The 25,854-nt window shown below is 65.5% G+C and carries 23 protein-coding genes and 1 tRNA gene; 16 read left to right on the top strand and 8 right to left on the bottom strand.

Going from position 1 to position 25,854, the window contains the following annotated elements; genetic code table 11:
* Positions 1-133: 133 nt before the first annotated feature.
* The 5 genes from ACOYJQ_RS13625 to hemB form a co-directional block, all read right to left on the bottom strand.
* On the bottom strand, positions 134-877 hold the full coding sequence (locus ACOYJQ_RS13625; RefSeq protein ID WP_433459125.1) for a lysophospholipid acyltransferase family protein: 744 nt from the start codon (positions 875-877) through the stop codon (positions 134-136).
* A gap of 96 nt (positions 878-973) precedes the next feature.
* A complete protein-coding gene (locus ACOYJQ_RS13620) occupies positions 974-1,702 on the bottom strand; it encodes a YdcF family protein (RefSeq protein ID WP_433459124.1) in 729 nt (242 codons plus the stop codon).
* A 12-nt stretch (positions 1,703-1,714) separates the two neighbouring features.
* Positions 1,715-2,713 (bottom strand): cell division protein FtsX, encoded by a 999-nt coding sequence (locus ACOYJQ_RS13615; protein WP_433459123.1) that lies wholly within the window; start codon positions 2,711-2,713, stop codon positions 1,715-1,717.
* A gap of 13 nt (positions 2,714-2,726) precedes the next feature.
* On the bottom strand, positions 2,727-3,386 hold the full coding sequence (gene ftsE / locus ACOYJQ_RS13610; RefSeq protein WP_433459122.1) for a cell division ATP-binding protein FtsE: 660 nt from the start codon (positions 3,384-3,386) through the stop codon (positions 2,727-2,729).
* Between the two features lie 321 nt (positions 3,387-3,707).
* Complete coding sequence (gene hemB, locus ACOYJQ_RS13605; protein WP_433459121.1) at positions 3,708-4,766, bottom strand: porphobilinogen synthase; 1,059 nt, start codon at positions 4,764-4,766, stop codon at positions 3,708-3,710.
* Between the two features lie 288 nt (positions 4,767-5,054).
* Between hemB and ACOYJQ_RS13600 the strand changes: the two genes are divergently transcribed.
* From ACOYJQ_RS13600 to ACOYJQ_RS13550, 11 genes are all read left to right on the top strand, one after another.
* Positions 5,055-5,567 carry a DUF6163 family protein gene (locus tag ACOYJQ_RS13600; protein WP_433459119.1) on the top strand — a complete coding sequence of 171 codons (513 nt, stop codon included), beginning with the start codon at positions 5,055-5,057 and terminating at the stop codon, positions 5,565-5,567.
* Positions 5,568-5,735: 168 nt separating this feature from the next.
* Positions 5,736-7,010 carry a L,D-transpeptidase family protein gene (locus ACOYJQ_RS13595; RefSeq protein WP_433459118.1) on the top strand — a complete coding sequence of 425 codons (1,275 nt, stop codon included), beginning with the start codon at positions 5,736-5,738 and terminating at the stop codon, positions 7,008-7,010.
* A 281-nt stretch (positions 7,011-7,291) separates the two neighbouring features.
* Complete coding sequence (glyA, locus tag ACOYJQ_RS13590) at positions 7,292-8,599, top strand: serine hydroxymethyltransferase (RefSeq protein ID WP_433459117.1); 1,308 nt, start codon at positions 7,292-7,294, stop codon at positions 8,597-8,599.
* Between the two features lie 12 nt (positions 8,600-8,611).
* Positions 8,612-9,142 carry a transcriptional regulator NrdR gene (nrdR, locus tag ACOYJQ_RS13585; RefSeq protein WP_433459115.1) on the top strand — a complete coding sequence of 177 codons (531 nt, stop codon included), beginning with the start codon at positions 8,612-8,614 and terminating at the stop codon, positions 9,140-9,142.
* Positions 9,126-10,271 carry a bifunctional diaminohydroxyphosphoribosylaminopyrimidine deaminase/5-amino-6-(5-phosphoribosylamino)uracil reductase RibD gene (gene ribD / locus ACOYJQ_RS13580; RefSeq protein WP_433459114.1) on the top strand — a complete coding sequence of 382 codons (1,146 nt, stop codon included), beginning with the start codon at positions 9,126-9,128 and terminating at the stop codon, positions 10,269-10,271. The genes nrdR and ribD overlap by 17 nt, the downstream gene beginning before the upstream one ends.
* Positions 10,271-10,909: a riboflavin synthase gene (locus tag ACOYJQ_RS13575; RefSeq protein ID WP_433459112.1), complete on the top strand. Its 639-nt coding sequence runs from the start codon at positions 10,271-10,273 to the stop codon at positions 10,907-10,909. Before ribD ends, ACOYJQ_RS13575 begins: the two co-directional genes overlap by 1 nt.
* A gap of 46 nt (positions 10,910-10,955) precedes the next feature.
* On the top strand, positions 10,956-11,444 hold the full coding sequence (gene ribH / locus ACOYJQ_RS13570; protein WP_433459111.1) for a 6,7-dimethyl-8-ribityllumazine synthase: 489 nt from the start codon (positions 10,956-10,958) through the stop codon (positions 11,442-11,444).
* On the top strand, positions 11,444-11,908 hold the full coding sequence (gene nusB, locus ACOYJQ_RS13565) for a transcription antitermination factor NusB (RefSeq protein ID WP_433459110.1): 465 nt from the start codon (positions 11,444-11,446) through the stop codon (positions 11,906-11,908). The genes ribH and nusB overlap by 1 nt, the downstream gene beginning before the upstream one ends.
* A gap of 34 nt (positions 11,909-11,942) precedes the next feature.
* Positions 11,943-12,935 (top strand): thiamine-phosphate kinase, encoded by a 993-nt coding sequence (thiL, locus tag ACOYJQ_RS13560; RefSeq protein ID WP_433459109.1) that lies wholly within the window; start codon positions 11,943-11,945, stop codon positions 12,933-12,935.
* A 290-nt stretch (positions 12,936-13,225) separates the two neighbouring features.
* Positions 13,226-15,349, top strand: a complete 2,124-nt coding sequence (locus tag ACOYJQ_RS13555) for a sodium-translocating pyrophosphatase (protein ID WP_433459108.1) — start codon at positions 13,226-13,228, stop codon at positions 15,347-15,349.
* A 375-nt stretch (positions 15,350-15,724) separates the two neighbouring features.
* Positions 15,725-15,800, top strand: a tRNA-Lys gene (locus ACOYJQ_RS13550).
* Positions 15,801-16,193: 393 nt separating this feature from the next.
* Here the strand turns inward: ACOYJQ_RS13550 and ACOYJQ_RS13545 are convergent.
* Complete coding sequence (locus ACOYJQ_RS13545) at positions 16,194-16,616, bottom strand: DoxX family protein (protein ID WP_433459107.1); 423 nt, start codon at positions 16,614-16,616, stop codon at positions 16,194-16,196.
* A 445-nt stretch (positions 16,617-17,061) separates the two neighbouring features.
* Between ACOYJQ_RS13545 and ACOYJQ_RS13540 the strand changes: the two genes are divergently transcribed.
* From ACOYJQ_RS13540 to ACOYJQ_RS13520, 5 genes are all read left to right on the top strand, one after another.
* Positions 17,062-18,222: an acyl-CoA dehydrogenase family protein gene (locus ACOYJQ_RS13540; RefSeq protein ID WP_433459106.1), complete on the top strand. Its 1,161-nt coding sequence runs from the start codon at positions 17,062-17,064 to the stop codon at positions 18,220-18,222.
* The gene (locus ACOYJQ_RS13535) at positions 18,222-19,343 is read left to right on the top strand and encodes a CaiB/BaiF CoA transferase family protein (protein WP_433459105.1); all 1,122 of its coding nucleotides are present in this window, start codon (positions 18,222-18,224) and stop codon (positions 19,341-19,343) included. The genes ACOYJQ_RS13540 and ACOYJQ_RS13535 overlap by 1 nt, the downstream gene beginning before the upstream one ends.
* Entirely contained in the window at positions 19,343-20,179 is an 837-nt protein-coding gene (locus ACOYJQ_RS13530; protein WP_433459104.1) for an FAS1-like dehydratase domain-containing protein, read from the top strand. Before ACOYJQ_RS13535 ends, ACOYJQ_RS13530 begins: the two co-directional genes overlap by 1 nt.
* The gene (locus ACOYJQ_RS13525; RefSeq protein WP_433459103.1) at positions 20,173-21,012 is read left to right on the top strand and encodes an HpcH/HpaI aldolase/citrate lyase family protein; all 840 of its coding nucleotides are present in this window, start codon (positions 20,173-20,175) and stop codon (positions 21,010-21,012) included. The genes ACOYJQ_RS13530 and ACOYJQ_RS13525 overlap by 7 nt, the downstream gene beginning before the upstream one ends.
* 84 nt (positions 21,013-21,096) lie before the next feature.
* A complete protein-coding gene (locus ACOYJQ_RS13520; RefSeq protein ID WP_433459102.1) occupies positions 21,097-23,550 on the top strand; it encodes a DUF3772 domain-containing protein in 2,454 nt (817 codons plus the stop codon).
* Between the two features lie 126 nt (positions 23,551-23,676).
* Here ACOYJQ_RS13520 and ACOYJQ_RS13515 read toward each other — a convergent pair whose 3' ends face one another.
* Both ACOYJQ_RS13515 and ACOYJQ_RS13510 read right to left on the bottom strand, forming a co-directional pair.
* On the bottom strand, positions 23,677-25,287 hold the full coding sequence (locus ACOYJQ_RS13515; protein WP_433459100.1) for a hypothetical protein: 1,611 nt from the start codon (positions 25,285-25,287) through the stop codon (positions 23,677-23,679).
* An 11-nt stretch (positions 25,288-25,298) separates the two neighbouring features.
* Positions 25,299-25,754, bottom strand: a complete 456-nt coding sequence (locus tag ACOYJQ_RS13510) for a type III secretion system chaperone (RefSeq protein ID WP_433459098.1) — start codon at positions 25,752-25,754, stop codon at positions 25,299-25,301.
* Between the last annotated feature and the right edge of the window lie 100 nt (positions 25,755-25,854).

Genomic DNA, 25,854 nt, shown 5'->3' with positions numbered 1-25,854 from the left:
CGCCGGCTTTTGCTTCCGGCAGAAAAACTCCCGTTCTTTCAACGCCCCGATGCCGCGCGGACTTCGGCGTTTCTCGACGTTTCGATGCGGTCGCAGCGAAAAACTCCGAGGGACCGTCAGGAGCCACGGATGCTCAGGCTTCGCGGCGAATATCGGCGCCGGCCACATCGGCGTTTTCCAGAAGCCTGCCGGTTTCGGCCTCGATGCGCCGTTCGAGTTCGGCGATCACCTGCCTGCGCGGAATGCCGGGGGGCAGCGGCGGCAGGATGCTGACCACCACGGTTCCGGGGCGGCGGATGAAGCTCCGTCGCGGCCAGAACAGGCCCGAGTTCAACGCCACCGGCACGCAGGGCGCTTTCAGGCTGTCGTAGAGAAAGGCGACGCCGGTCCTGTAGTCCGGCGGGGCGCCGGGCGGGCGGCGCGTGCCTTCGGGAAAGATGATGACCTGATGTCCCTCGCGCACCTTTTCCCGCGCCATGCGGGCCATGCCGGCCAGCGCCGAGGCGCCCGCTGACCGGTTCACAGGAATCATGCCGATATGCCGCAGGAACCAGCCGAAGACGGGCAGCCTCACGAGTTCCTGCTTCAGCACGAAAACCGGACGCTCGAACACGGTGAGGAGCGCGAACGTTTCCCATGCCGACTGGTGCTTGGCGGCCACCAGCACCCCTCCGGCGGGAATGTTTTCAAGCCCGCGCCATTCCACCTTCGTCCCGGTGACATGCCGCAGCAGCCACAGGTTGGAGCGCGCCCACGCCCGCGCCACGGGAAACATATGGCGCGAGGGCAGGGCGAGCAGCGGCAGGCACATTAGCAGCCACGCCGTGAGATTGGCGTAAAACAGGATCGCGAACACGAATGAACGGGCGAACAGCATGACGAAGGCTATACCGCAGGTTGATTCCGGGCCAGTCGCTGGACCCGACGGAGTGGCGATGCGAGCGGGGCAAGGGCTGCAAAGACGCGGCCAGGATCACGACAACGGTCTTTTGCCGCCGAAAAGGGCGGCGAACGGCGAATGTTCAGGATCCGCCTCGACGGAGGTGCGGGTGAACGCAGCCAGATACTTGATATATTCCCGCGCGAGAAAGAGCAACGCCCCCCTGTCCGTGTGCCATCGGCTGCTGTCGTACTGCGCCGCCGCCACGGGATGCGGAAGCAGTTTCGTGCCGGGCAGGACATGCTCCAGTTCGAGGAGGGTGCGTGGCATGTGGTAGGTGGAGGTGACGACGATCAGCGAGTTGAAGCCATGATTTTCGGCCCAGCGACGTGTCTCGATGGCGTTGCCCACCGTACTGCGGGCCCGATAGTCGAGATCGACGCAGCAGCGGACGTTGGCGGCGACGGGATTGGCGTGCGCGATATGCGCCCAGGTCGTGCCGGTATGCACGCCCGTGATCAGCATGCGCTTGCCGCGCCCCTGGACCATCAGCGTCGCGGCGTCGTTGATGCGCTGGACATCGCCCGTGAGCACGACGATGCCGTCGGCGGTCGCGTTCCTGTCGACGGGCCAGGTTTCGACGGCCCGCGCGAAGACGAGAAAGCCGCCGATCAGCAGCATCGCGGCCAGAAAGGCGAACATCGCCACACCGCGCGAGACGCGATCGGCCAGCGAGCGCAACGCGCATCGCATCGCGGGCGAGGCCCTGCGGCCCTCACCCGCTTTCCGATCGGAATCGCTGTGCACGCCCTGAGAGGTCAACCGCAATCCTCGTCATTGCAGCCGCGTCAGATAGCGGCGCACGGTGAAACCCGACACCGCCGCTGTCACGATGGCCACGACAGCCGCGACGGCGAAAATCGTCGCATATCCCTTCCAGTCCATGTTGAAGGCGCCGAAAAGCGCCTGCAACTGATCGCCGCCGGGGCTTGCCCGCCACCATGCCGACATCACGCCGGCGCCAGCGAGAACGAACACGGCCGATATGCTGCCGAGCAGCCCGCCTCGCAGCCCCATGTGAAAGAAACGGGACCGATACTCGCCGACGATAAATCTGTCATCAGCGCCCACAAAATGCAACACGTCCAGAATCTCGCGATCGCCCGCCACAGCGCCGCGCGTCGTGGTGGCGATGGCCAGCGCCGCGGCCACCACGACCAGCGCCACGATCAGCGTCGCGACCAGAACCACCGTGCGCGCCATCACCGCGAGCCGTTCGATCCAGTTGCGATGGTCGTCGAGCGTGGCGCCGGGGATGGTGTCCGTCAGCTGCTGACGCAATTCGGCAAGATCCGTCGCCGTGGTTTCGCTGCCCTCGCGCAGGCGCAGGACGACGAGGCGCGGCACCGGCAGTTCCGCGAAATCCGCGCCCTTGCCCAGCCACGGCTCCAGCAGCCGCTCCGCCTCCTCGCGCGACTGCGCCTCGACGCCCGCGATGGAGGGATAGGCGCGGGCGATCTCGGCGGCCTGAAGCACATCCTCGTCGGCGTTTCGGCGCGCATCCGGCTTGATCTGGATGGTCGCCTCGCGCGCGATGGTGCTCGTCCAGTTCTGCGAGGCGGTGGTCACGAGCTGCGCGATTCCGGCGGCCAGCGCCGCCAGAAAGGTGAGAATCGCCACCACCGTCACCAGTGCCCGGCCTGACGTCGAATCAGGAGGCACCAGGGGCAGATTGCGCGAGAGATTGTCGGGAAGCCGGTCCTCGCCCTGCGCCGGCGTGACGATTGCGGCATCGGGCGCGTCATCGGCGAAGGAGCTGACGGAATCGCTCATGGATCGCTCCTTTTCAATCGAAGATGTGGAGCCGCCCGTCGCCCAGCACGAAGCGGCGGGCGTCGACGAGATCCATCAGGGTCAGGTCGTGGGTGGCGATGACGACGGAAGTGCCGAGACGGTTCAATTCGACGAAAAGCCGCAGCAGCCGCCGCGCCAGCGCCGGATCCACGTTGCCGGTCGGCTCGTCCGCCAGCAGCAGTTCGGGGCGCGCGATCAGCGCGCGAGCGATCGCCGCGCGCTGCTTTTCACCGCCCGAGAGCACCGGCGGCAGCACATGCATGCGCTCGCCGAGTCCCACCCAGCGCAGAAGCTCCACCACCTCGGAGCGATATTGCGCCTCTTCCTTGCCTTGCACGCGCAGAGGCAACGCCACGTTCTCGAAGGTGGTCAGATGGTCGAGCAGGCGGAAATCCTGAAACACGATGCCCATGCGCCGGCGCATCGCCGTCAGTTCCTCGCCCGAAATGTCGGAGACGTCGCGGCCGAACAGCGATACGAGCCCGCGGGTGGGCTTCAGCGAGAGCAGGATGAGGCGCAGCAGGGTGGTCTTGCCCGCTCCCGAGGGACCGGTGAGAAACTGAAAGGAGCGCGGTGCGATGGAGAACGTGAGATCCCGCAGGATCTCCGGGCCCATGCCGTAACGCAGGCCGACATTTTCAAAACGGACCAACAGCGCTTTCTCCCGGTTTCTGGCAAGGCCGCAGTTTCCCGCATGACCGTAACCCGGCGGGAACGGCGCGGCATCGTGCGGATTGAGCGGGAGCGAATTCTAGCATGCTTCGGTAAAGCATGTTCAAACGAAGTTGCCGCGCTGCACACGCAAATGCGACCCCCGAAAATCAGCCTCAGGGAATCGCCCGTGCCTCAGCGGGACAGCCGCAAAGCCCCCGACCGGCATGATTGTTTCGCCATGTCGGGGCGATTTTGTGGCGAAACGCGCCGTTCGCGTCCAAAGCGACTGCGGGAAAGGCAACCTGTGGAAAGCAGCCTGTCAGAGGCGGCCCTGCCTGAGGCGCTGGGCGACGCGCAGCGCGAAATAGGTCAGCACCCCGTCGGCGCCGGCGCGCTTGAAGGCGATCAGGCTCTCCAGCATCGCCTTGTCACCGTCGATCCAGCCCTGCCGAGCGGCACCCTCGATCATGGCGTATTCGCCGGAGACCTGATAGGCGAAAGTCGGCACGCGAAAGGCTTCCTTCACCCGGTGCACCACGTCGAGATAGGGAAGGCCGGGCTTCACCATCACCATGTCGGCCCCTTCGTCGAGATCGAGCGCGACCTCGCGCAGCGCCTCGTCGCCATTGGCAGGGTCCATCTGGTAGGTGCGCTTGTCGCCCACGAGGGTCGCGCTGGAGCCGACCGCATCGCGGAACGGGCCGTAGAAGGCCGAAGCGTATTTGGCGGCATAGGCCATGATCTGCACGTCGCGAAACCCTTCGCGGTCGAGCGCGGCGCGGATGGCGGCCACGCGCCCGTCCATCATGTCGGAGGGGGCGATCACGTCCGCGCCGGCGGCGGCCTGCACCAGCGCCTGCTCGACGAGGGCGGCGACCGATTCGTCATTCAGCACGATGTCATCGCGCATCAGGCCGTCATGCCCGTGGCTCGTGTAGGGATCGAGCGCGACGTCGGTGATGACGCCGATCTGCGGCACCGCCGCCTTGATGGCGCGCGTGGCGCGGCAGACGAGATTGCGGCTGTTGTGCGCCTCGCTGCCGGTTTCGTCGCGCAACGACGGATCGGTGTAGGGAAACAGGGCGATCGCGGGAATATCCAGCGCGGCGGCTTCCTCGGCCGCGCGCACGGCGGCCGGGATGCTCAGGCGGCTGACGCCGGGCATGGCGTCGACCGCGATTTCCGAATCGCCGTCGACAATGAAAAGCGGCCAGATCAGGTCGTTGGCGGTCAGTTCCACTTCCCGCACGAGGCGGCGCGACCAGTCAGCCCGGCGATTGCGCCGCGGGCGCTTGGTCAGGCCCAGATCGGTGAAGGGGATCGTATCGGCGTGAACGTCCTTGCGACGCTCGAAAGGGGTGACGACGCGGCTGACCATTGCCCTCATTTCCTGTCGGTGGCGCCATCGTGCTCCGGCACGCGACGCTTCTTGTATATATCGATATCACATAGGAACGGTTCAAAAAAAGTCGGATAAGTCGTCGCAGGCAAAGAATATGCACTTTCGTGCGCCGAAGGGCCCGCGGGGCCGCCGCCGGCGCGCGAGGGACGTTCCGTCAAGGAGTTTGCGCCGGGGCGCTGTTTTCACGCGCGGCGCGGTGCCATACTGAGGGGGAAGCAGTCGCGGCCGGCGGGCGCCGGGCCGCCAACGACAGGAAGACGCACATTGACCATCGACTCATCGGTTGTGACGGCTTCGGAGCCGGCCGCCCCCGGCGATTCGCCGGGCGGCATCCGGCAGCAGCGGGCCGTTCCCGCCCGCGAGTTTCCGCGCGGCGGCGCGCTGCACCTCGACGGACCGAAAAAGCCCTTCCGCTGGGACATCGCGCTCGTATGGTTCATGCGTGTGATCGCCGTCGTCTGGATCGCCAAGGGATTGGCGTACTGGGTGATCCTGCTCGGCTTTCTGCCGCAGGCGCCGGTTTTCGAGGCGCAAACGCTGCAATGGCAATCGGCAATCGTGTATTTCGCCGTCATCGACCTCGTGGCGGCCGTGGGCCTGTGGCTGGCGAGCGCCTGGGGCGGCGTGATCTGGCTGCTGTCGGCGATGAGCTACATCCTCACCGGCATATTCTGGCCTCACGCAGTTGTGAGCGGGCCGGCGGTGCCGGGTGTTCTCGGCCTTCTCGTCGTCGCATATTTCATACTGTCTTGGTTTGCCTCGCGAATCGAGCCCTGACCGGGTGTGCGGGCGGGCAGGGGGCGGCACCGCGGGCTTTTCATGCGCCGCGATCACCGTTGCTTAACTTCGGCGATGCTAAGGTGTAGACAATAATTGTTGGCGGCGGCGCGATCGGAATATCGAAGCGATGTCTCCGCCGGATCGCCAGAATTCGAGGTCAGGTTCGTGAAAGCTCGCATCGCCCGTTTCTCCACTGTCGCCGCAGGAGGCCTTGTCCTTGCGGCCTCCCTGGCGGCGGCTGCGCCCGCCACCGCCCAGCAACTGGCCTTCGGTCAGGCCGAATGGCAGCAGAACTATGATTCGGCGCAACGTGCGCGGGTGTCGCGCTCCAACACGCCGACGCTGTCGCCGGACGCGCTTGCGGCCACAGAGCAGACCATCGGATATTATCGCGCTCTCGTCGAGCGGGGGGGCTGGGCGCAGATCGGCAATGAGCGGCTGCGTCTGGGATCGCGCGGCCGCGCCGTGCAGGCGCTGCGCGAGCGGCTCGTCGCCTCGGGCGACCTCGATCCGTCGGCCGCCCAGGGCGATATCTTCGATTCCTACGTCGAAGCGGCGCTGCGCCGCGCGCAGGACAGGCACGGCCTGAGCGCCACCGGCGCGCTCAACCCCGGCACCATCGCGGCCCTCAACGTGCCCGCCGACGTGCGGCTGCGTCAGCTTGAGCTGAACCTCGTGCGCCTGCGCTCCTATTCCGGCAACCTCGGCCACCGCTATGTCGTGGTGAACCTGCCCGGCGCCGTGGTCGAGACGGTGGAAAACAACCATGTCGTCACACGCCATGCCGCCGGCGTGGGCAAGACCGACCGCCAGTCGCCGATCTTCAATTCCAAGATCACGGAAATCAATTTCAACCCGTTCTGGACGGTGCCGGCGTCGATCATCCGCAAGGATCTGATCCCGAAGATGCGCAAGGATCCGACCTATCTGACCGACAACAAGATCCGCATCTACAACGCGCAGGGCGAGGAAATCCGGCCGGAGCAGGTGGACTGGAACACCTATGAGGCCACGCGCTACCGTTTCCGTCAGGATCCGGGCGCGGACCTCAACTCGATGGGCTTCGTGCGCATCAACATCCCCAATCCCTACGGCGTCTACATGCACGACACGCCGGCGAAGGGCGTTTTCGGCGACGATTTCCGTTTCGTGTCCTCGGGTTGCGTGCGCATGCAGAACGTGCGCGACTACATCGGCTTCCTCCTCGCGGACACGCCCGGCTGGGGGCGCGAGCAGATCGAGGCCGCCATCGATTCCGGCAAGCGCATCGACGCGCCGCTCGCCAATCCCGTGCCGGTCTTCTGGACCTATATCACGGCGTGGGCGACGCCGGACGGGCTGGTTCAGTTCCGTTCCGATATCTACAATCGCGACGGCCTGGGGCTCGGCGGCCAGATCGCGGCGCTCGAGGCAAACGATTCCGAAGCGTCGCAATACTGAGCGGCGCGGAGCGTCCGCTTCGCTTGAAGACGTTCCCGGCGGATCAAGGACCACGGCGCGCAAGGCGCCGTGGTTTTTCGCATGTCAGGCGTGCCGCGTCATCGCGGCGCTTGCGGCAGGTCGGGCTTGATGTCGGGGCGAAAAAGAGCGCATGGTAGCGTCCTTGCCGAATCGCGGCGCGGCGAAGCGATGTCGCCAGCGCATGCGAGCCGGCCGCAACCCGACTGACGATCCTGCCGATGGTAATGGGGAACATCTCTCCCCGATGCGGAGCCTTGCTGATGAGCGCGAACGACCTTTCTCCCCGGAACACCCTTTCCAACAGCTTCTTTTCCGCGCCGCTCGCGGAAAGCGACCCGGAGATCGCGCGCGCCATCGGCCTCGAACTGGGTCGCCAGCGTGATGAGATCGAGCTGATCGCTTCCGAGAACATCGTGTCCCGCGCGGTTCTGGAAGCGCAGGGCTCCGTGCTCACCAACAAATACGCCGAAGGTTATCCCGGCCGGCGCTATTATGGCGGCTGCCAGTTCGTCGATATCGCGGAAGATCTTGCCATCGAGCGGGCGAAGAGGCTGTTCAACGTCGGTTTCGCCAATGTTCAGCCCAACTCGGGCTCGCAGGCCAACCAGGCCGTGTTTTTCGCGCTGTTGCAGCCCGGCGACACTTTCCTCGGGCTCGATCTCGCCGCGGGCGGGCATCTCACGCACGGCGCGCCGCCCAACATGTCGGGCAAGTGGTTCAAGCCCGTTTCCTATACGGTGCGCGAAGACGACCATCGCGTCGACTATGATCAGGTCGCGCGTCTGGCCGAGGAGCACAAGCCCAAGCTCATCCTTGCCGGCGGCTCGGCCTATTCGCGCTTCTGGGATTTCGCCCGCTTCCGCGAGATCGCGGATTCCGTGGGCGCGTGGTTCTTCGTGGATATGGCCCACTTCGCCGGGCTCGTCGCCGGCGGGGCGCATCCTTCGCCGTTCCCGCACGCGCATGTGGCCACCACCACCACGCACAAGACGCTGCGCGGCCCGCGCGGCGGCCTCATTCTCACCAACGACGAGGCTCTGGCGAAGAAGTTCAACTCGGCGATCTTTCCGGGCCTGCAAGGCGGGCCGCTGATGCATGTGATCGCCGCCAAGGCGGTCGCCTTCGGCGAGGCGCTGGAGCCCGAGTTCGGGCTTTATGCGCGCGCGGTCGTCGACAATGCGGCCGTGCTGGCGCAAACCATTGCGCAGGGCGGCTACAGCATCGTTTCCGGCGGCACCGACAACCACCTGTTCCTCGTCGACCTGCGCCCCAAGGGTCTCAACGGCAAGGCGGCGGAAGCCGCGCTGGGGCGCGCCCACATCACCTGCAACAAGAACGGCGTGCCGTTCGACACCGAGAAGCCGACCGTCACGTCGGGCATCCGCCTCGGCACGCCCGCCGGCACGACGCGGGGCTTCGGCGAGGCGGAGTTCCGCGAGATCGGACAGCTCATCGTGACCGTGCTCGACGGCCTTGCCGCGAACGGCGAGGACGGCAATGCCGATGTCGAGACGCAGGTGCGGGAAAAGGTCCATGCACTGACGTCGCGCTTCCCGATCTACGGCTGATCGGGTTCGTCCATGCGCTGCCCCTATTGCGGAAATCTCGATACGCAGGTCAAGGATTCCCGGCCTGCGGAAGACGGTTCCGCAATTCGCCGGCGGCGCGTGTGCCCGGAGTGCGGCGGTCGCTTCACGACCTTCGAGCGGGTGCAACTGCGCGAGCTTATGGTGCTGAAACGCTCGGGCAAGCGCGTGCCGTTCGACAGGGACAAACTGGCCCGGTCGGTGATGATCGCGTTGCGCAAACGCGCCGTCGATCCCGAACGGACCGAGCGCATGATCAGCGGCATCGTGCGCCGGCTGGAACGGACGGGCGACACGGATGTCACCAGCGAGCAGATCGGTGAACTGGTGATGGAGGGGTTGCGCCAGCTTGACAGCGTGGCGTTCGTGCGCTTCGCGTCGGTTTATCGCAATTTCCGCGAGGCGCGGGATTTCGAGGAATTCGTCGGCGAACTGGCCAATTCCACGCCGGCGCTCGCCGGCACGGCGGAAGACGTGCTTCCCGACGACACGAGACGGGCATCATCCGATGGCGCGCAACGATGACGACCGGCGTTTCATGGACATGGCGCTGGCGCTGGGGTGGCGCCAGCAGGGGCTGACGTCGCCCAACCCGTCTGTCGGTTCCGTCATCGTGCGTTTCGACGGCGATGCGCCCGTCGTCGTGGGGCTCGGCGCGACGCAGAAGGGCGGGCGTCCGCACGGCGAGCCCGTCGCGCTCGCCATGGCCGGAGAGGCGGCGCGGGGCGCGACGATGTATGTCTCGCTCGAACCCTGTTCCCACCATGGCCGCGCCGGTCCCTGCTCGGACGCCATCATCGCGGCGGGCGTGGGGCGCGTGGTGACGGGCATCGAGGATCCCGATTCCCGCGTCGCGGGGCAGGGCCATGCGCGCATGCGCGCCGCCGGCCTCGCCGTGGATGTCGGCGTGCGCGCGGACGAGGCGTTTCGCATGCATCGCGGCCATATCCTGCGTGTGACGCAGGGGCGCCCGCTGGTGACGCTCAAGCTGGCGCGCACGCGCGACGGCTACGCGGGACGGCGGGACGGGAGGCTGCGGATCACCGGCGCGGCCGCCAATGCGCAGGTGCACCTGCTGCGCGCGCATGCGGACGCCGTCATGGTGGGCGCGGGCACGGTAGCGGCGGACGATCCGCAACTCACGGTGCGGCTGCCGGGGCTTGGCGACCGCTCGCCGATCCGCTTGATCATCGACAGCGGTCTCCATACGCCGCCCGAGGCCGCCGCCGTGGCAAGCGCGCGGGAGGTGCCGACATGGATCGTCACCACGCATGCCGCGCCGGCGGATGCCGAACGGCGCTTCTCCGCATCGGGCGTCGAGATCATGCGTGTCGATGCGGGTCCCGATGGGCGCGTACTTCTGCCGCAGGCGATGGCGCTACTGGCGCAGCGCGGCGTCGCGCGGGTGCTCGCAGAGGGCGGCCCACGGCTTGCGGCCGCGTTGGCGCGCGACGATCTGGTCGACGAAGCGATCCTGCTGACCGGCGCGGAAGAACTCGGACCGGTCGGCGATGACGACGGTGTCGTCGCGCTGCAACCGGTTCTCGCGGCGGCGCTCGCCGATCCGCAGCGTTTCAGGCCGCTTGACGGCGGGTGGTGGGGCAGGGGCCATGCGCGCCCGGACAGGTTCGAGATATTCGAAAGGCCGTTCTGATGTTTACAGGCATTGTTTCAGACATCGGTGAAATCGTGTCGGCGCAATCCTTCCAGGGTACGCTGCGCCGCCTGCGCATCCATTCGCGCTTCGATCCCGACACCATCCAGCTCGGCGCATCCGTCGCCTGCGGCGGTCCGTGCCTGACGGTGGTGGCCTTCGGGCCGCTTGAAGGCGGTGCGTGGTTCGAGGTCGACGCGGCGGCGGAAACGCTGGCGCTCACCACGGCGGGCGGCTGGCAGGCGGGGACGCGGCTCAATCTGGAGCGTGCGCTCAGGATCGGCGACGAGCTTGGCGGCCATATCGTCACCGGCCACGTCGACGGCGTGGCGGAACTCGTCGCGCGGGAGGAAATCACCCGCAGCGCGGAGGAAGGCGGCGAAACGGCGCGCTTCACGCTGCGCGCGCCGCGCGACCTGGCGCCCTTCATCGCCGCCAAGGGTTCGGTGACGCTGGACGGCACGTCGCTCACCGTCAACACCGTCGAGGACGAGCTGTTTTCCGTGTTGCTGATCCCGCACACGCTTCAGGTGACGACCTGGGGCGAGCGGCGGGCCGGAGACCGCATCAATATCGAGGTCGATCTGATGGCGCGCTACGCGGCGCGGCTTGCGCAGGCGCGGGCGGCGGGGTACTGAGAGGGTTGGCGCTGCGTTCGACGCATGCAACCGAAGGAGCGTTACGATGGCACAATCGATCCGGGTCGCTGATGATGATTTCTCCGCCGTTTCCGGCGCAAAGGTTCTGATCGTCGAGGCCCGCTATTATGCGGATATCGCCGACGAGTTGCTGAAGGGTGCGCGCGCCGTGCTCGAGGCCGCAGGCGCCGAGGTCGAGGTGATCACGGTTCCCGGTGCGCTGGAAATCGCGACCGCGCTCGCCATCGCGCTCGAGGAGGGGCCCGAGGTCGATGCGGCCGTCGCTCTGGGCACCGTCATCCGCGGCGAGACCAGCCATTTCGATATCGTGGCGACGGAAAGCGCGCGGGCGCTGACGGATCTGGCGCTGGAGTTTCTGCTACCCATCGGCAACGGCATTCTCACCGTCGAGAATGAGGAACAGGCGTGGGCGCGGGCGCGCGTCGCGGGCGAGGACAAGGGCGGCTTCGCCGCGCGGGCCGCGCTGGCCGTGCTCGGTGTCCGCCGCCAGATCGCCAGCAGGATCGACGACTGATGTCGAGAACGGAGAAACGCAGCGCCGCCAGGCTCGCCGCCGTGCAGGCGCTGTACCAGATGGAATTGACGGGGGCCGGCGTTCTCGACGCCGCCGCCGAGTTCGAGCGCTTCTGGAACGGCAAGGAAATCGACGGTCTGTCGTTCAAGCCGGTCGAGGAAACCTTCTTCCGCGATCTCATCGCCGGCGTGGTGCGTGAGCAGAAGACCGTCGACCGGCGCGTTGACGAGGCGCTCGCCAGGGGCTGGCCGCTGAAGCGCATCGAGACGGTGCTGCGCGCCATCCTGCGCGTGGCGGCGTTCGAGCTGCTGTTTCGCAAGGATGTGCCGCCGCGCGTGACCATCTCGGAATATGTGGATGTGGCGCGCGCCTTCTATGATGACGACGAGCCCGGCCTTGTCAACGCGGTGCTCGATACGCTGGCGCGCAGCGACCGCGCGGAAGAGCTCGCGGCCCGCCACTGACACCGGCGCGGCCATTGCCGATACGGGGTGGGACATGACGGTTTTGCCGGACGAGGACGCCCTTATCAGCCAGTTGTTCGCGCCCATCGCCGGAGCGGGGTCGCTCGGCCTGCGTGACGACGCCGCGCTGCTCCCGGCACCCGCGGGTTCGGAACTGGTGCTGACCGTCGATGTCATTGTCGCGGACGTGCATTTCTTCCGAGACGATCCTCCCGGCGCGGTGGCGCGCAAGGCGTTGCGGGTCAATCTCTCCGACCTCGCCGCCAAGGGTGCGGAACCGCTGGGCTTCCTGCTGGCGCTGTCGCTGCGGCGCGATACGTCTCTCGCATGGCTCACGGCCTTTTCGGAAGGGCTCGGCGCGGATGCGCGTCTTTACGGCTGCCCGCTGCTCGGCGGCGACACCGTGCGCACCGAGGGGCCGCTGACCGTTTCCATCACCGCAATCGGGCGCGTGCCGACGGGCTATATGGTGAGGCGCACCGGCGCGCGGCCGGGCGACATTTTGGCGGTGACGGGCACCATCGGCGATTCGGCGCTTGGCCTGCGCCTGCGTCTCGACGGGCAGGAAGCCGGCTGGCGCGACGTCCTGACGCCGGCCGAACAGGCGCATCTCGCCCGGCGCTATCTTTTGCCCGAGCCCCGCAATGCCCTGGCGCTCGCGGTGCGCGAGCATGCCAGCGGCGCGATGGATGTGTCCGACGGATTGGTCGGCGACGCGCGCAAGTTCCTGCGCGCCTCCGGCGTTTCGGGCGAACTGGATCTCGATTGCATTCCGCTGTCCCTCGCGGCGCGCGCAGCGATAACGGCCGCGCCGGATATGCTGCTCGCCGCCGCGACCGGCGGCGACGATTACGAGGTGCTTTGCGCCGTCGCACCGGAGCACCTCTCCGGCTTTCAGCGCCAATGCGCGGGCGCCAAGGTGCCGCTGACGGCGATCGGCCGCGTGACGGCGGGCGACGCGCCGCTCGCGGTGCGCCTGCACGGCGCGGAAATCGCGGTCATGCAGGGCTCTTTCTCCCATTTCTGAGGCCGTCCGGCGGGAGCGCATTTCGATCGAACGGACTCATTCGATCGACAAGAATTTGCTCAAAATCAAAGGATTGGATCATATCGGCGTTTCGTCGAGACGATGACGTGACGCAACGCGGATTGTGACGGATTTTCTCCCGCCTTCACCGCAACGGCCGTTTGCCAAAGGCGTGTAATTCTGGTGCATTGAAGGCGGCGCATAATATCAAGCCGCACATGCTTTCGCGCCGGAGAGGCAGCGTCCGCCTCTCCCGAAAGCGTTTCGGTACGCCAGGGGGAGAAACAAGTATGCTCGCACTCGCGATCATCATCGCCGCAGGCGCATTATCCATTGTTTACGGCATTGTCACGGTCCGCGACGTCATGCAGGCCGATACCGGCACACAGCGCATGCGCGACATCGCCGGCGCCATCGGGGAGGGCGCGCAGGCCTATCTGCGCCGCCAGTACATCACCATCGCGCTGGTCGGCGCCGTGCTGTTCGCGCTGCTCGGCATAGGGCTCGGCTGGCTCGTCGCGGGCGGTTTCGCCGTGGGGGCCGTGCTTTCGGGAGCGGCGGGCTTCATCGGCATGAACGTGTCGGTGCGCGCCAACGTGCGCACCGCGCAGGCGGCCTCGAACTCGCTGGCGCAGGGTCTCGACATCGCCTTTCGTTCCGGCGCGGTGACGGGGCTGCTCGTGGCGGGGCTGGCGCTACTCGGCGTCGCGGTGTCGTTCACGGTTCTGGTGCACGGGCTCGGGCTTGCCGCTGACAGCCGCACGGTCATCGATACGCTGGTGGCGCTGGGATTCGGCGCATCGCTCATTTCGATCTTCGCCCGGCTCGGCGGCGGCGTCTTCACGAAGGGCGCGGATGTCGGCGGCGATCTCGTCGGCAAGGTGGAAGCGGGCATTCCCGAGGACGATCCGCGCAACCCGGCCACCATCGCCGACAATGTGGGCGACAACGTGGGCGATTGCGCCGGCATGGCGGCGGACCTGTTCGAGACCTATGTCGTCTCGGTCGTCGCGACCATGGTGCTCGCCGCCGTCGCCTTCGCCGGCCAGCCGATGCTCGACGCCGCGCTGCTCTATCCGCTGGCCATCGGCGCCGCGTGCATCGTCACCTCCATCGCCGGCACCTATTTCGTGCGGCTCGGCGTGACGGAGTCGATCATGGGCGCGCTCTATCGCGGCTTCATTGTGGCGGGTATTCTGTCGTTCGGCGCGCTGGCTCTCGTCACCTGGCTGGTTTTCGGCGATCTGACCGCCCCGCTGGCCACGGCGGGCGGCGAGCGCTTCACGCCGCTGGCGCTCCTCGGCTGCGGCGCCATCGGGCTGCTGCTGACCGCCGCCATCGTAACGATCACGGAATATTATACGGGAACGCATTACCGTCCCGTCCATTCGATTGCGGCTGCGTCCCGCACGGGCCACGGCACGAATGTCATTCAGGGTCTCGCGATCTCGCTGGAGTCGACCGCGCTGCCGGCGCTGGCGATCATCGCGGCCATCGTCGCCGCCAATGCCCTCGCCGGTCTGTTCGGCATCGCCATCGCGGTGACGGCGATGCTGGCGCTATGCGGCTTCGTGGTGGCGCTCGACGCCTTCGGCCCGGTGACGGACAACGCCGGCGGCATCGCCGAGATGGCGGGACTGCCGGCGCATGTGCGCGCCGCGACGGATGCGCTGGACGCAGTCGGCAACACGACGAAGGCCGTGACGAAGGGTTATGCCATCGGCTCGGCCGGGCTCGGCGCGCTGGTGCTTTTCACCGCCTATACGTCCGACCTTGCCTATTTCACGGCCCATGCGGACCGGCATCCCTATTTCGCCGGCGTAGCGGTGGATTTCTCGCTGTCGAATCCGTTCGTCGTCGTGGGGCTGCTGTTCGGCGGCCTGTTGCCCTTCGTGTTCGGCGGGCTCGCCATGACGGCCGTGGGACGCGCGGCAGGCGCGGTGGTGGAGGAAGTGCGCCGGCAGTTCCGCGAGCAGCCCGGTATCATGACCGGCGAAGCGCGCCCGGACTACGGCAGGGCGGTGGACCTGCTGACGCGCGCGGCCATCCGCGAAATGATTCTGCCGTCGCTGTTGCCGGTGCTGTCGCCGCTGGTGTGCTTCGGCGTGGTGTTGCTCGTGGCGGACAGAAGCGATGCCTTCGCGGCCGTGGGCGCCATGCTGCTGGGCGTCATCATAACCGGCCTGTTCGTGGCCATCTCGATGACCTCTGGCGGCGGCGCGTGGGACAACGCCAAGAAGTTCATCGAGGAAGGCCATTTCGGCGGCAAAGGGTCGGAAGCGCACAAGGCGGCGGTCACGGGCGACACCGTGGGCGATCCCTACAAGGATACCGCCGGACCGGCGATCAACCCGATGATCAAGATCGCCAACATCGTCGCCCTGCTGCTGCTGGCCGCGCTCGCGCATGCTTAGAGCGGCGTGCATTCAAGTGGAATCGTCACGCCGCTCCAAATTCTATATTTTACCGCAACTTGCATTCAATTCGATGGATCGATTTGCAATTCGATGGATCGATTTGAACGCAAACTGCTCTAGCGCGGCATCAGGGGTTTCCCGCCGGCGGGACAGGCTGTGCGCAAGCGTGGAAAATGGTAACTATCTGATATAAAATTATTATTTTTTGCCTCCATCGCGTCCGGGCCGTCATGCGCGGCCCGGACGCCAAAAAAGTGATAAAATTGCCGGCAAGGTACTGGACACGACAGCATGGGTTTGCTACTCAACATTCACACGCGGCGCGGTCCTGACGGGTTGGCGCTTGGAGCGGTTTTAACCGCTGGTGTCGATGGGCGCATAGCTCAGTTGGTAGAGCAGCTGACTCTTAATCAGCGGGTCGTAGGTTCGAGCCCTACTGCGCCCACCATCGACAAAGCTGAAATGTTTCAGTAAGTTATCTCGTCATGTTAAGTTGCGTGTTAGCCCTATTCCGACATGTCGCAAGCTGCTCATTCCGACAAATGCCCCGATTGCGCTCCAGTTTCCCTGCGCATCCGGGTATCGGTAGCGGCCTTATCAACGCCTGTTTTGGAGTATTTCGGAAGCCGACCCGGCCGATCGGCTTACGGGCTTTTCGTTGAAACGCCGAAAAAACTGTAAATTTTTTTTTACGCATTATCCTCACGCCAAGCGGCATCCGTTATGCGTGAAAGCGATTTAGAACGGCGTGCATTCAAGCAGAATCGTCACGCCGCTCTAAATTCTATATTATACCGCAACTTGCGTTCAAATCAATCAATCGACTTGAACGCAAGTTGCTCTAGATGCCGGCCTGGGCCGGCGCCGGGGTCGAGCGATCCTTGCGTGACGTGGCCCATGCGACGACCAGCAAGGCGCCGATGATGCTGATATGCTCCACGACGACGTAGAACTCGATCGTCCGTATCGGCTCCTCCATGGTCCAGAAGGTATGCGCGATGGGAATGGTTGCAGCCGTGAAGACGGCGAGCGCGAGGGCGCCTGCCCAGGCATGAAAGTTCAGGATGATGAGCGCGGAACCGCCGAGCTGCACGACGATGGTGGCGACATTGAAGAACGCCGCCGGCTCCAGACCAAAGTGCGTCATCTCGGCCATTCCGGCGGAGAAGTCGATCGATTTTGCCAGACCGCTTGCCCAGAACATGAACGTGAGAACCACGCGTGCGATAACACCGAACCAATTCTTGGCGAAAATACGCTCCATTTGGCCGACCCCTCTGAAATCCTCGCGGAGAATTTGCGATCTACCTTCGCCGTCTGAACAGCGCGGCGCACCATTTCATGCTTCCTGCCCCTTCTCAATCCCTGCTTTTGATAATTCGGGAATGCTCCCCTGAAGCGGGCAAGCCAGAGCGTCTTCCAATTGTCGCATCGCTCGAAAACGCTATAGAATATTGCTATATCTATAAGAGAAAAATAGCATTTTTTTATCCCTGTCCGGCGCGTTACGAAGGCATTGGCTACGACGTCGGAACAACATCGCGATATCGGCTTTCCGGCCTCCTCGGCGGTTGCGATCCGGCTACCCCGGCCGTGAGAAAGCCCGGCGCTCCACCAATATCCGCGAACCAAACGCGTCTGGCTGAACCTTGCCGAGGGCGTTTCAAACCCCTCGCGCCGCGGTGATTTTTGTTTTGTCGGGTGAGGCGATGCAAACCGTATCAGAGCAGTATCAGGACATTCGTGAGGCGATCCGCGATCTTTGCGCGCAGTTTCCGGCGGAGTATCATCGCAGGATCGACGAGGCCCGCGCCTACCCGGAAGAATTCGTCGACGCGCTGACGAAAGCGGGCTGGATGGCGGCTCTCATTCCCGAGACATACGGCGGCTCGGGGCTCGGGCTGACCGAGGCGTCGGTGATCATGGAGGAGATCAACCGCGCGGGCGGCAATTCCGGCGCCTGCCACGGCCAGATGTACAACATGAACACACTGGTGCGCCACGGCTCGGAGGAGCAGCGCCGCCGGTATCTGCCGAAAATCGCTTCGGGCGAGTTGCGCCTGCAATCCATGGGCGTGACGGAGCCCACCACCGGCACGGATACGACGAAAATCAAGACCACCGCCGTGAGGAAGGGCGACCGCTACGTCATCAACGGTCAGAAGGTCTGGATCAGCCGCGTCCAGCATTCGGACCTGATGATCCTGCTCGCCCGCACCACGCCGCTGGCGGAAGTGAAGAAAAAGTCGGAGGGGTTGTCGATCTTCATCGTGGACATCCGTGAAGCGACCGGCAAGGGCATGTCCGTCCGGCCGATCCTCAACATGGTGAACCACGAGACGAACGAGCTGTTCTTCGACAATCTGGAGATCCCGGCCGAGAATCTCATCGGCGAGGAGGGGCAGGGCTTCAAGTACATCCTGACCGGTCTCAACGCCGAGCGCACGCTGATTGCGGCCGAATGCATCGGCGACGGCTATTGGTTCATCGACAAGGTGTCCGAATATGCCAAGGAGCGCATCGTGTTCGGCCGCCCCATCGGCCAGAACCAGGGCGTGCAATTTCCCATTGCCGAAGCCTTCATCGAGGTGGAGGCGGCGAACCTGATGCGCTTCGAGGCATGCCGCCTTTACGATGCGCATCAGCCTTGCGGCACGCAGGCCAACATGGCGAAATATCTCGCGGCCAAGGCGTCGTGGGAGGCCGCCAATGCCTGTCTCCAGTTCCACGGCGGTTTCGGCTTCGCCTGCGAATACGATGTCGAGCGCAAGTTCCGCGAGACGCGGCTTTATCAGGTGGCGCCGATCTCGACCAACCTCATCCTTTCCTACGTCGCCGAGCATGTGCTCGGTCTGCCGAGGTCGTTCTGATGGCGGGCGTGCAGCTTCCACTGGCGGGCATCACCGTCGTCGCCATCGAGCAGGCGGTCGCCGCGCCTTTTGCATCCTCGCGTCTGGCGGATGCCGGGGCGCGTGTCATCAAGGTCGAGCGGCCGGAAGGGGATTTCGCCCGTGGCTATGACGATGTGGCGGCCGGCCTGTCGAGCTATTTCGTCTGGCTGAACCGGGGCAAGGAATCGGTCACGCTCGATCTGACGAAGCCGGAAGGGAAGGCCGCGCTCGCGGCGCTTCTCGGCGATGCCGACGTGCTGATCCAGAACCTCAAGCCCGGCGCGCTGGACAGGCTGGGTTTCGATCGGGGGCGATTGTCGCGCGATTTTCCCCGGCTGATCACCTTGTCCGTTTCGGGCTACGGCGAAGGCGGGCCGATGGCCTCGCGAAAAGCCTACGACCTGCTGATCCAGGCGGAATCCGGTCTTTGCTCGGTCACGGGCGGGCCGGAGAGCGCGGCGCGCGTGGGCATCTCGATCGTCGACATCGCCACCGGGGCCACCGCCTATGCGGCGATTCTCGAAGCGCTGATCCGTCGCGGAATCACGGGGAAGGGGGCCGATATCGGCGTCTCCATGTTCGACGTGATGGCCGACTGGCTGACCGTGCCGCTGCTCAACCACGAGGGCGGCAAGTCGCCGCGGCGGATCGGCCTCGCGCATCCCTCGATCGCGCCCTACGGCGTTTTCAGCACGAAGGATGGCAAGCAGATCCTCATTTCGGTGCAGAGCGATCGCGAATGGCGCAATCTGGCGCAGGTGTTTCTCGGCGATGCGGCGCTGGGCACCGATCCGCGCTTCGCCACCAACCTGGCGCGCGTGCGCAACCGGGCGGAAACCGATGCCGTCGTGGCCGCCGCCTTCGCCGCCCGCACGGGTGACGCGGCGTTGGCCGATATCGAGGCGGCGGATGTCGCCTTCGCCTCCGTGAACGACATGGAAGGTCTGTCGCGCCATCCGCATCTGCGCCGCATCACTGTCGACACGCCCAACGGGCCGGTATCCTATCCCGCGCCCGGACCGGTTTTCGCGGGCGAGGAGCGCCTTTACGGCGCGGTCCCGCCGCTGAACCGTGAAACGGCCAGCATGGAGAACGTCTGATGGACGTCGATATCGCTCATCTGAGGGAATGGATCGGACGCGAGGAAAGCGCCTCGGAGGAGGTGACGCCGGCGCTGGTGCGCCGTTTCAACGCCACGCTCGATCTCGCCGGCGCAAGTGCGCCCGGTGCGTCCGCGCCGCTGCTGATCCATCTCTGTCTCGGCCAGCCCGCGGTCGACGGCGCTGAACTCGGCCCGGACGGCCATCCCGCCCGCGGCGGCTTCCTGCCGCCGGTGCCGATGCCGCGGCGGATGTGGGCGGGCGGCGCATTCACCTTCCACGACGATATCCGCATCGGCGAAACGGTAACGCGCGCCTCATGCATTCGCGATGTCGTGCTGAAGGAAGGCCGCACCGGGCCGCTCTGCTTCGTCACCGTGGAACACCGTGTCACGGCCCACGGCCGCCATGTCATCAGCGAGCGGCAGGATATCGTCTACCGCGACGCGGAAAGTCCGAAACCGGCGGCCGCCGCGCCGACCGCCGCGCCGGAAGGGGCGCATCACCGCCGGATCGTGCCGACGCCGCCGCTGCTGTTCCGCTACTCGGCGCTGACCTTCAACGGCCATCGCATTCACTATGACGCGCCGTATGCCCGCGATGTGGAAGGCTATCCGGGGCTCGTCGTCCACGGGCCGATGCAGGCGACGATGCTGGTCCATCTCGCCGCCGGGGTTCGCGGCGGGCCGCCGGCGCGCTTCTCGTTCCGCAGCCTGTCGCCGCTGTTCGACAACGCGGATTTCACGCTCAATGCGGATGAAGACGGCGACGGCCTCAAGCTCTGGACGGCCCGCGCCAATGGGCCGGTGGCGATGGAGGCAAGGGCGGAATGGTAGAGCGGAGCAGAAGGGAAATCGTCGCCGCGATCCGCGCGCCTCTTTTCGTGCCGGCCGATCGCCCCGATCGCTTCGTCAAGGCGGCGGCTTCGGGCGCGGATGCGGTGATCCTCGATCTGGAGGACGCCGTCGCCGCCGATGCGAAGGATGCGGCGCGCGCGGCGCTCGCCGCGGATTTCACCGACCTGCCGGTGATCGTGCGCATCAACGCCGCCGGCACCTCCTGGCATGAGGCGGATGTGGAGGCCGTGCGCAAGCTGCCGGTCGCGGCCGTCATGCTGCCCAAGGCGGAAGATCCGGCGGCGCTCGCGGCGGTTTCCGCCGGGCTTGGCGGCGACGTTGCGCTGATCGCGCTGATCGAAAGCGCACGCGGCGTCGCGCGGGTGCGGGAAATCGCCGAAACGCCGGGCGTCGCGCGGCTCGCCTTCGGCTCGGTGGATTTCTGTGCCGATCTGGGCTGCGCCCACCTGCGCGAAGTGCTGTTGCCCATACGCCTGCAACTCGTGCTGGCGTCGCGTCTGGCCGCAATCGCCGCGCCCGTCGACGGCGTGACGGTGCAGCTCGGCGATCCCGCCATCGCGCATGATGATGCGGCGCATGCCCGCGCGCTCGGCTTCACGGGGAAACTGTGCATCCACCCGAAGCAGATCGCCGAAGTGAAGCGCGCCTTCGCTCCCGCCGCCGATGAGATCGCCTGGGCGCGGCAGGTGCTGGCCTCCGGCGATGGCGCGGTTTCCGTCGATGGCGCCATGGTGGATGAACCGGTGCGCATCCGCGCCCGCACCATCATCGCGCAGGCTGGCCAGACGGAGAGCGGAACCAATCGCCGCTGACAGTGTTCTTGCGTGGCAGCTTGTTCTATGATCCCGCCCCGGTTTCATATTCACGCCCCGGCCCCGCGAGGAAAACTGTCAGCCATGCGTCATGCCGAATCCGGCCTTCCCCAATACCTGTCCCTGCTGATCGCGTGTTTATTCTGCACATGTCTGTTCTGTGCGTGGGCAGGCGCGTCTTCCGCCCTTGCCGTGACCGATCCGGCGCCGCTGACGCAGCAGCTCGATACGATCAGGGCCTCGCTGGATCAGATCGAGAAGGATGTCGACGCGGACGAGCATGCCGATCCCGGCATGTCGCGTCTGCGCCAGTCCATCGACGGGCTGAGGGCCGAAATTCTCGCCGTCATCGGCGATCTGACGCCGCGCGCGCAGGCGCTCAACGCCCAGCTCGAACAACTGGGCGCCAAGCCGGAGGACGACGCGCAGCCCGAAAGCGAGAGCATTGCCGGCGAACGAAAGGAAAAGAGCGCCGCTCTTGCCGACCTGAATGCAGGCATCAAGCTCGCCGAAGCGCTCCTGGTGCACGCGAACCAGATATCGACACGCATCAGCGATTTGCGGCGCACGGCTTTTACCCGCTCGCTGCTTGCGCGCAGCGCGAGCCTCTGGAGCCCGTCCCTGTGGCGTGACGTGGCCACGGCGCTGCCCGGCGATTTCCGCGCCCTGCGCGGCGCGTTCGGCAATTGGGCCTGGGACGTGCGGCAACGGTTCGAGAGGGGCGGGCTGTCTTATGTGCTCGTCGCCGGTCTCGTCGGCGCGCTGCTGCACTGGCTGCGATTGCGCGTGCTGCCGCGCCTGACGTGGCGAGACCCCGCCGATACGGAGCCGAGCCGGCTGGAAAGGGTGCTGAAGGCGCTGGGAATCACGCTCGCCCGCTCGGTGCCGGTGGCAGGCGCGAATCTCGTGCTCTACATGGCGCTCGATTCGGAAAATCTGCTCGGCGGGCGTCTCGCTCCCGTCATTTCGTGGCTGCTGTTCGGCATCGTGTTCCTCGTATTCATGCGCGCGCTCGCCGACGCGCTGTTCGCACCCGAGCTGACCGCATGGCGGCTGTTCGAGGTGGATGACGAAGCCGCCCGCCACATGTCCCGCGTCACGAATCTGGGCACCATCGTCATTCTCGCGGGAACGGTGCTGCAATCCATGGTGGCGGCCATCAGCGCCACTCTCCCCCTTGTCGTCGTCACCGACGGCATTCGCTCGCTGGCGGTGGCCGGGCTCATGGCCTGGGCGCTACGGGGGCTGAAAAGACTGGCGCCGCCGGAAGTCGACGATTTCGGCCCCTATGTGCCGGCGGAAACGGATTACCGGGGCATCACGGTGGCCGTCTGCTGGCTGGCGGTGCTCGCGATCGTGCTGGCGGTGACGATCGGTTACATCGCCTTTGCGTCGTTCGTGGTGGATCAGGTGGTCTGGATCCTGAGCGTCACGGGCATCTATTTCCTGCTGCGGGTCTTCACGGAGGAGTTGCTGGAGAAGCTGCCGGGACGCCATTCCCGGACATCGCTCTTCCTGCAAACGAACATGGGACTGCGCCGCCGCGCGGTGGAGCAGCTCAGCGTGCTCACGGCCGGTATCTTCAAGCTCGTGCTGCTCGTCATCGCCGTGCTTCTGGTTGTCGCGCCGTGGGGAATGGAGACGCACGATCTCTATGCGCCCTTGCAGGCCGTGCGGATGGGTTTCAGCATCGGCGAAATATCGATCGCGCCCGCCGATATCGTCAGCGCGGCGCTGACGTTCGCCGTCGTAACCCTCGTGACGCACGCGTTGCAGCGATGGCTGGAGAACAAGTATCTGCCGACCACCGGCTTTGACGCCGGCATCCGCAATTCCATCCGCACGGCCGTCGGCTATGTCGGTTTCTTCATCGCCGTGGCGCTGGCCTGCACGCAACTGGGCCTCAGCCTCAGCCGCATCTCGCTCGTCGCCGGCGCGCTGTCCGTGGGCGTGGGCTTCGGCCTGCAATCCATCGTCAACAACTTCGTATCGGGCCTCATCCTGTTGTGGGAGCGTCCGATACGCGTGGGAGACTGGGTCGTCGTCGGCTCGGATCAAGGCTACGTCAGACGCATCAACGTGCGCGCGACGGAAATCGAGACATTCGACCGTTCGTCCGTCATCATCCCGAACTCGAATCTCGTATCCGGCGTGGTGAAGAACCGGCTGCACACCGGCAGGACCGGGCGCATCATCATTTCGATCGGCGTGGCCTACGACGCGGACGAAAACGAAGTCCGCCGCCTGATGGTGGATTGCGCGCGGGACCATTCGTCCGTCCTGAAACACCCCGAGCCCGTCGCGCATCTGATGGAGTTCACGGACAGCAAGATGCGCTTCGAACTGTGGTGCTTCATCGGCAACATCCAGGAATCGACCTCCGTCACCAGCCAGCTCAACCTCGCCGTCCTGCAACGGCTGCGGGCGCGCGGCTTCATACCGCCCAGGCCGCTGGAGGCGGAACCGTGGGGATTCGGCCGGCGGGCGCGAGAGACCGCGCCCGTGGAGCAGCCTGAAACCGGTAACGACACGGCCTGATCGCCGCCGCACCGATCTCCGCGGGACAGGCGGCCGGAGGGCCGCGCCGCGCGGACGAACTTTCCATCTTCGCCGAACGCCGTTGACGTCCGACGAAGATCTCGTCGTGCCGGATGCCGCTTTCCGTCAGTCCTCAGGCCCGTTCAGCAGCGCGATCGCAGCAGGGGAGGGCGCCGACGAGCCGGCGTGCCGCGTCGGCTCCCTGCGCCATCCGTGTAGCCGCACTTCGCTGCCTATGCGCTCGTGGGGTGCCGCAGTGCCCAGATCCGTGGAAGCGGCGGTTACGTCTTTCATCACTGCGGCAATCGGGTCCACGACGGAGGGCCGATCGTGGCCTTTGGTATCAAGGATGTTCTCCGCCGCCGTGAACGTTCCGGCGAAACCGCTCTTCTCGATGTTCCCGACGATCATGCTGCGCCGGTCCGGCGCGATTTCGACCAGCCTCGTCGTTGCGTCCTTCAGAATCTTTCCAACTACGCCCTTGTTGGGTTTTTCGCCGCGATAGTGCCCGGGATTGCTGTCCTTGACGAAATGGAGCGTATGCCCCAGGCAGCGCCAGACGGCGTTGCTCGTGCCCAGAATCCGCTCGCCCCAGCCATCGGCGAGATCCGCATTCCTGCCCCCGAGCCCGAGAGTCGTCGGCATGCCGCCCGACTCGGGCTTGAGCATGAGCGCCGCTTCCGTTCCGTTCGTCGCGTAGATGCTGGCGAACAGCACCGCGCCGCCTCCCGGACCCGGCAGCTTGTTGTCGGCGTCCTCGATCCCGCGCTGAAGGGGCTGACCATTCGCGGCATAGGCGAAAGCCGCCGCGAAACCACCTTCCCACAGCGCTTTCATGCCGCCTGCGAAACTGCTGTCGCGGTTCTGGGTGAACTCCTTCATGTGAGTCGAGCACCGGCCGTAGGCGTTGTCCGAAGCCGACAGAAAGGTGCCGACCCTGTTGCCGGAGTCCGGGATGACGAAGGTGACGGACGGAGAGTTAAGATCGATCGGCGCCTCGCTCGCGCGGTGATTGTCGGCGATCGCCTTGGCATAGGTATACCAGCTTATGGCGCGCGCCGTATCGCGGTCGGATTCGAGCCTCACCTCCCTGCCGTTGATCCGGAGCGGATCGCCGTTGGCGGCGCGCAGCGTCACAGGAGGCACGCCGTCGCTTTCGTCCCTTGTCAGCTCCGTGATGAGAGCTTCGCCAAGGGCGACATACATTGTCATTTCCTCTGACGAGATGCGCCCGTCGAGCGTGAGGCGATACTTCTCCAGCGCTTCCCCGACGGAGATTTCTTCGCCGTTTACTGTCGAAAGCTTCTCGCCGAGGATGCACTTCTCCTGCTGCGTCTGGCTGCTGAAATAGGCGTGCAGCGCGGCGCGCTCGCTCCGCAATTTGTTCAGACTGCTGATAATACCGGAATCCTCGACGAATTTGACGGCCCTGCCGACGACCTGGCCGACGATGCCGAGCGTGAGGCCGAGAGCCAGTTTCGTCATTCCGAACGGAATGACGAGAATGCCCGCGACCACCCCGGTCATGACGCGCCCCCAGGGCAGCGATGCAAGACGCTTCTTGCTATTCTCCCGCAACGTCTCAACGTTTTCGGACGCGGATTGAACGAAGGTGACAGTGACAGGGCCGTTCTCGGACGTATGGCCACTATGCTGTACCGATCTCGTGCTCGCGTTCGATTGTCCGGAGAGGGCCTGTAGCAGTCCAGCTTCTGCCTTGGTTCCGAGTAATTGCATGGCCGTCCCTTTCATATGCGAATAAGAGTTTCTCCGGCAATGTCAGCCGGATATTGAACATGGCCTTCCGTGCGGGCGGCCTCGATGAAATCCGCCCACTTGCGGGCGACGTCGACGAAGAATCGGATCACGGCCGCGAAGCTTTCCGGCTCGAGACCGGCAAGCGGCATGCGGTAGCAGATGATCACCTGGCGGGTATCGGAGTTCACGCCAAGCGTCGCATCGGCCGTCGCGGACCAGAGAACGTTCGCTTCCAGAAGGATGCGATAAACCTCAAGCTCGTGCTCTCGCGGCACTTCCCCGAGTTGGGCATGGACGATGACCTCGCTCACGCCCGATCGCAGATCTTCGGAAATCACGACGGGCAATCCGTCGTATCTGAACTCGACCGGACTCTCGATTGTGCCGGAAAGAATAATTCCGGCTTCGCGGGCCAGGCCGACGATCAGATTCTCAAACGTCGACATTGAAATAATGCCGCCGCGAATGCGGCGAATCTCGCAAAATCAGCGTCATTATCGCTTCGATCTCCCAAACATCCGGGACGATACCGCCCCGGAACCATCC

Origin of the sequence: Pseudochelatococcus sp., assembly GCF_050946405.1 — a bacterium.
Taxonomy (GTDB): Bacteria; Pseudomonadota; Alphaproteobacteria; order Rhizobiales; family Beijerinckiaceae; genus Pseudochelatococcus.
The sequence above is the reverse complement of the archived record's forward strand: the minus strand, read 5'-3'. Positions and strand labels throughout refer to the sequence as shown.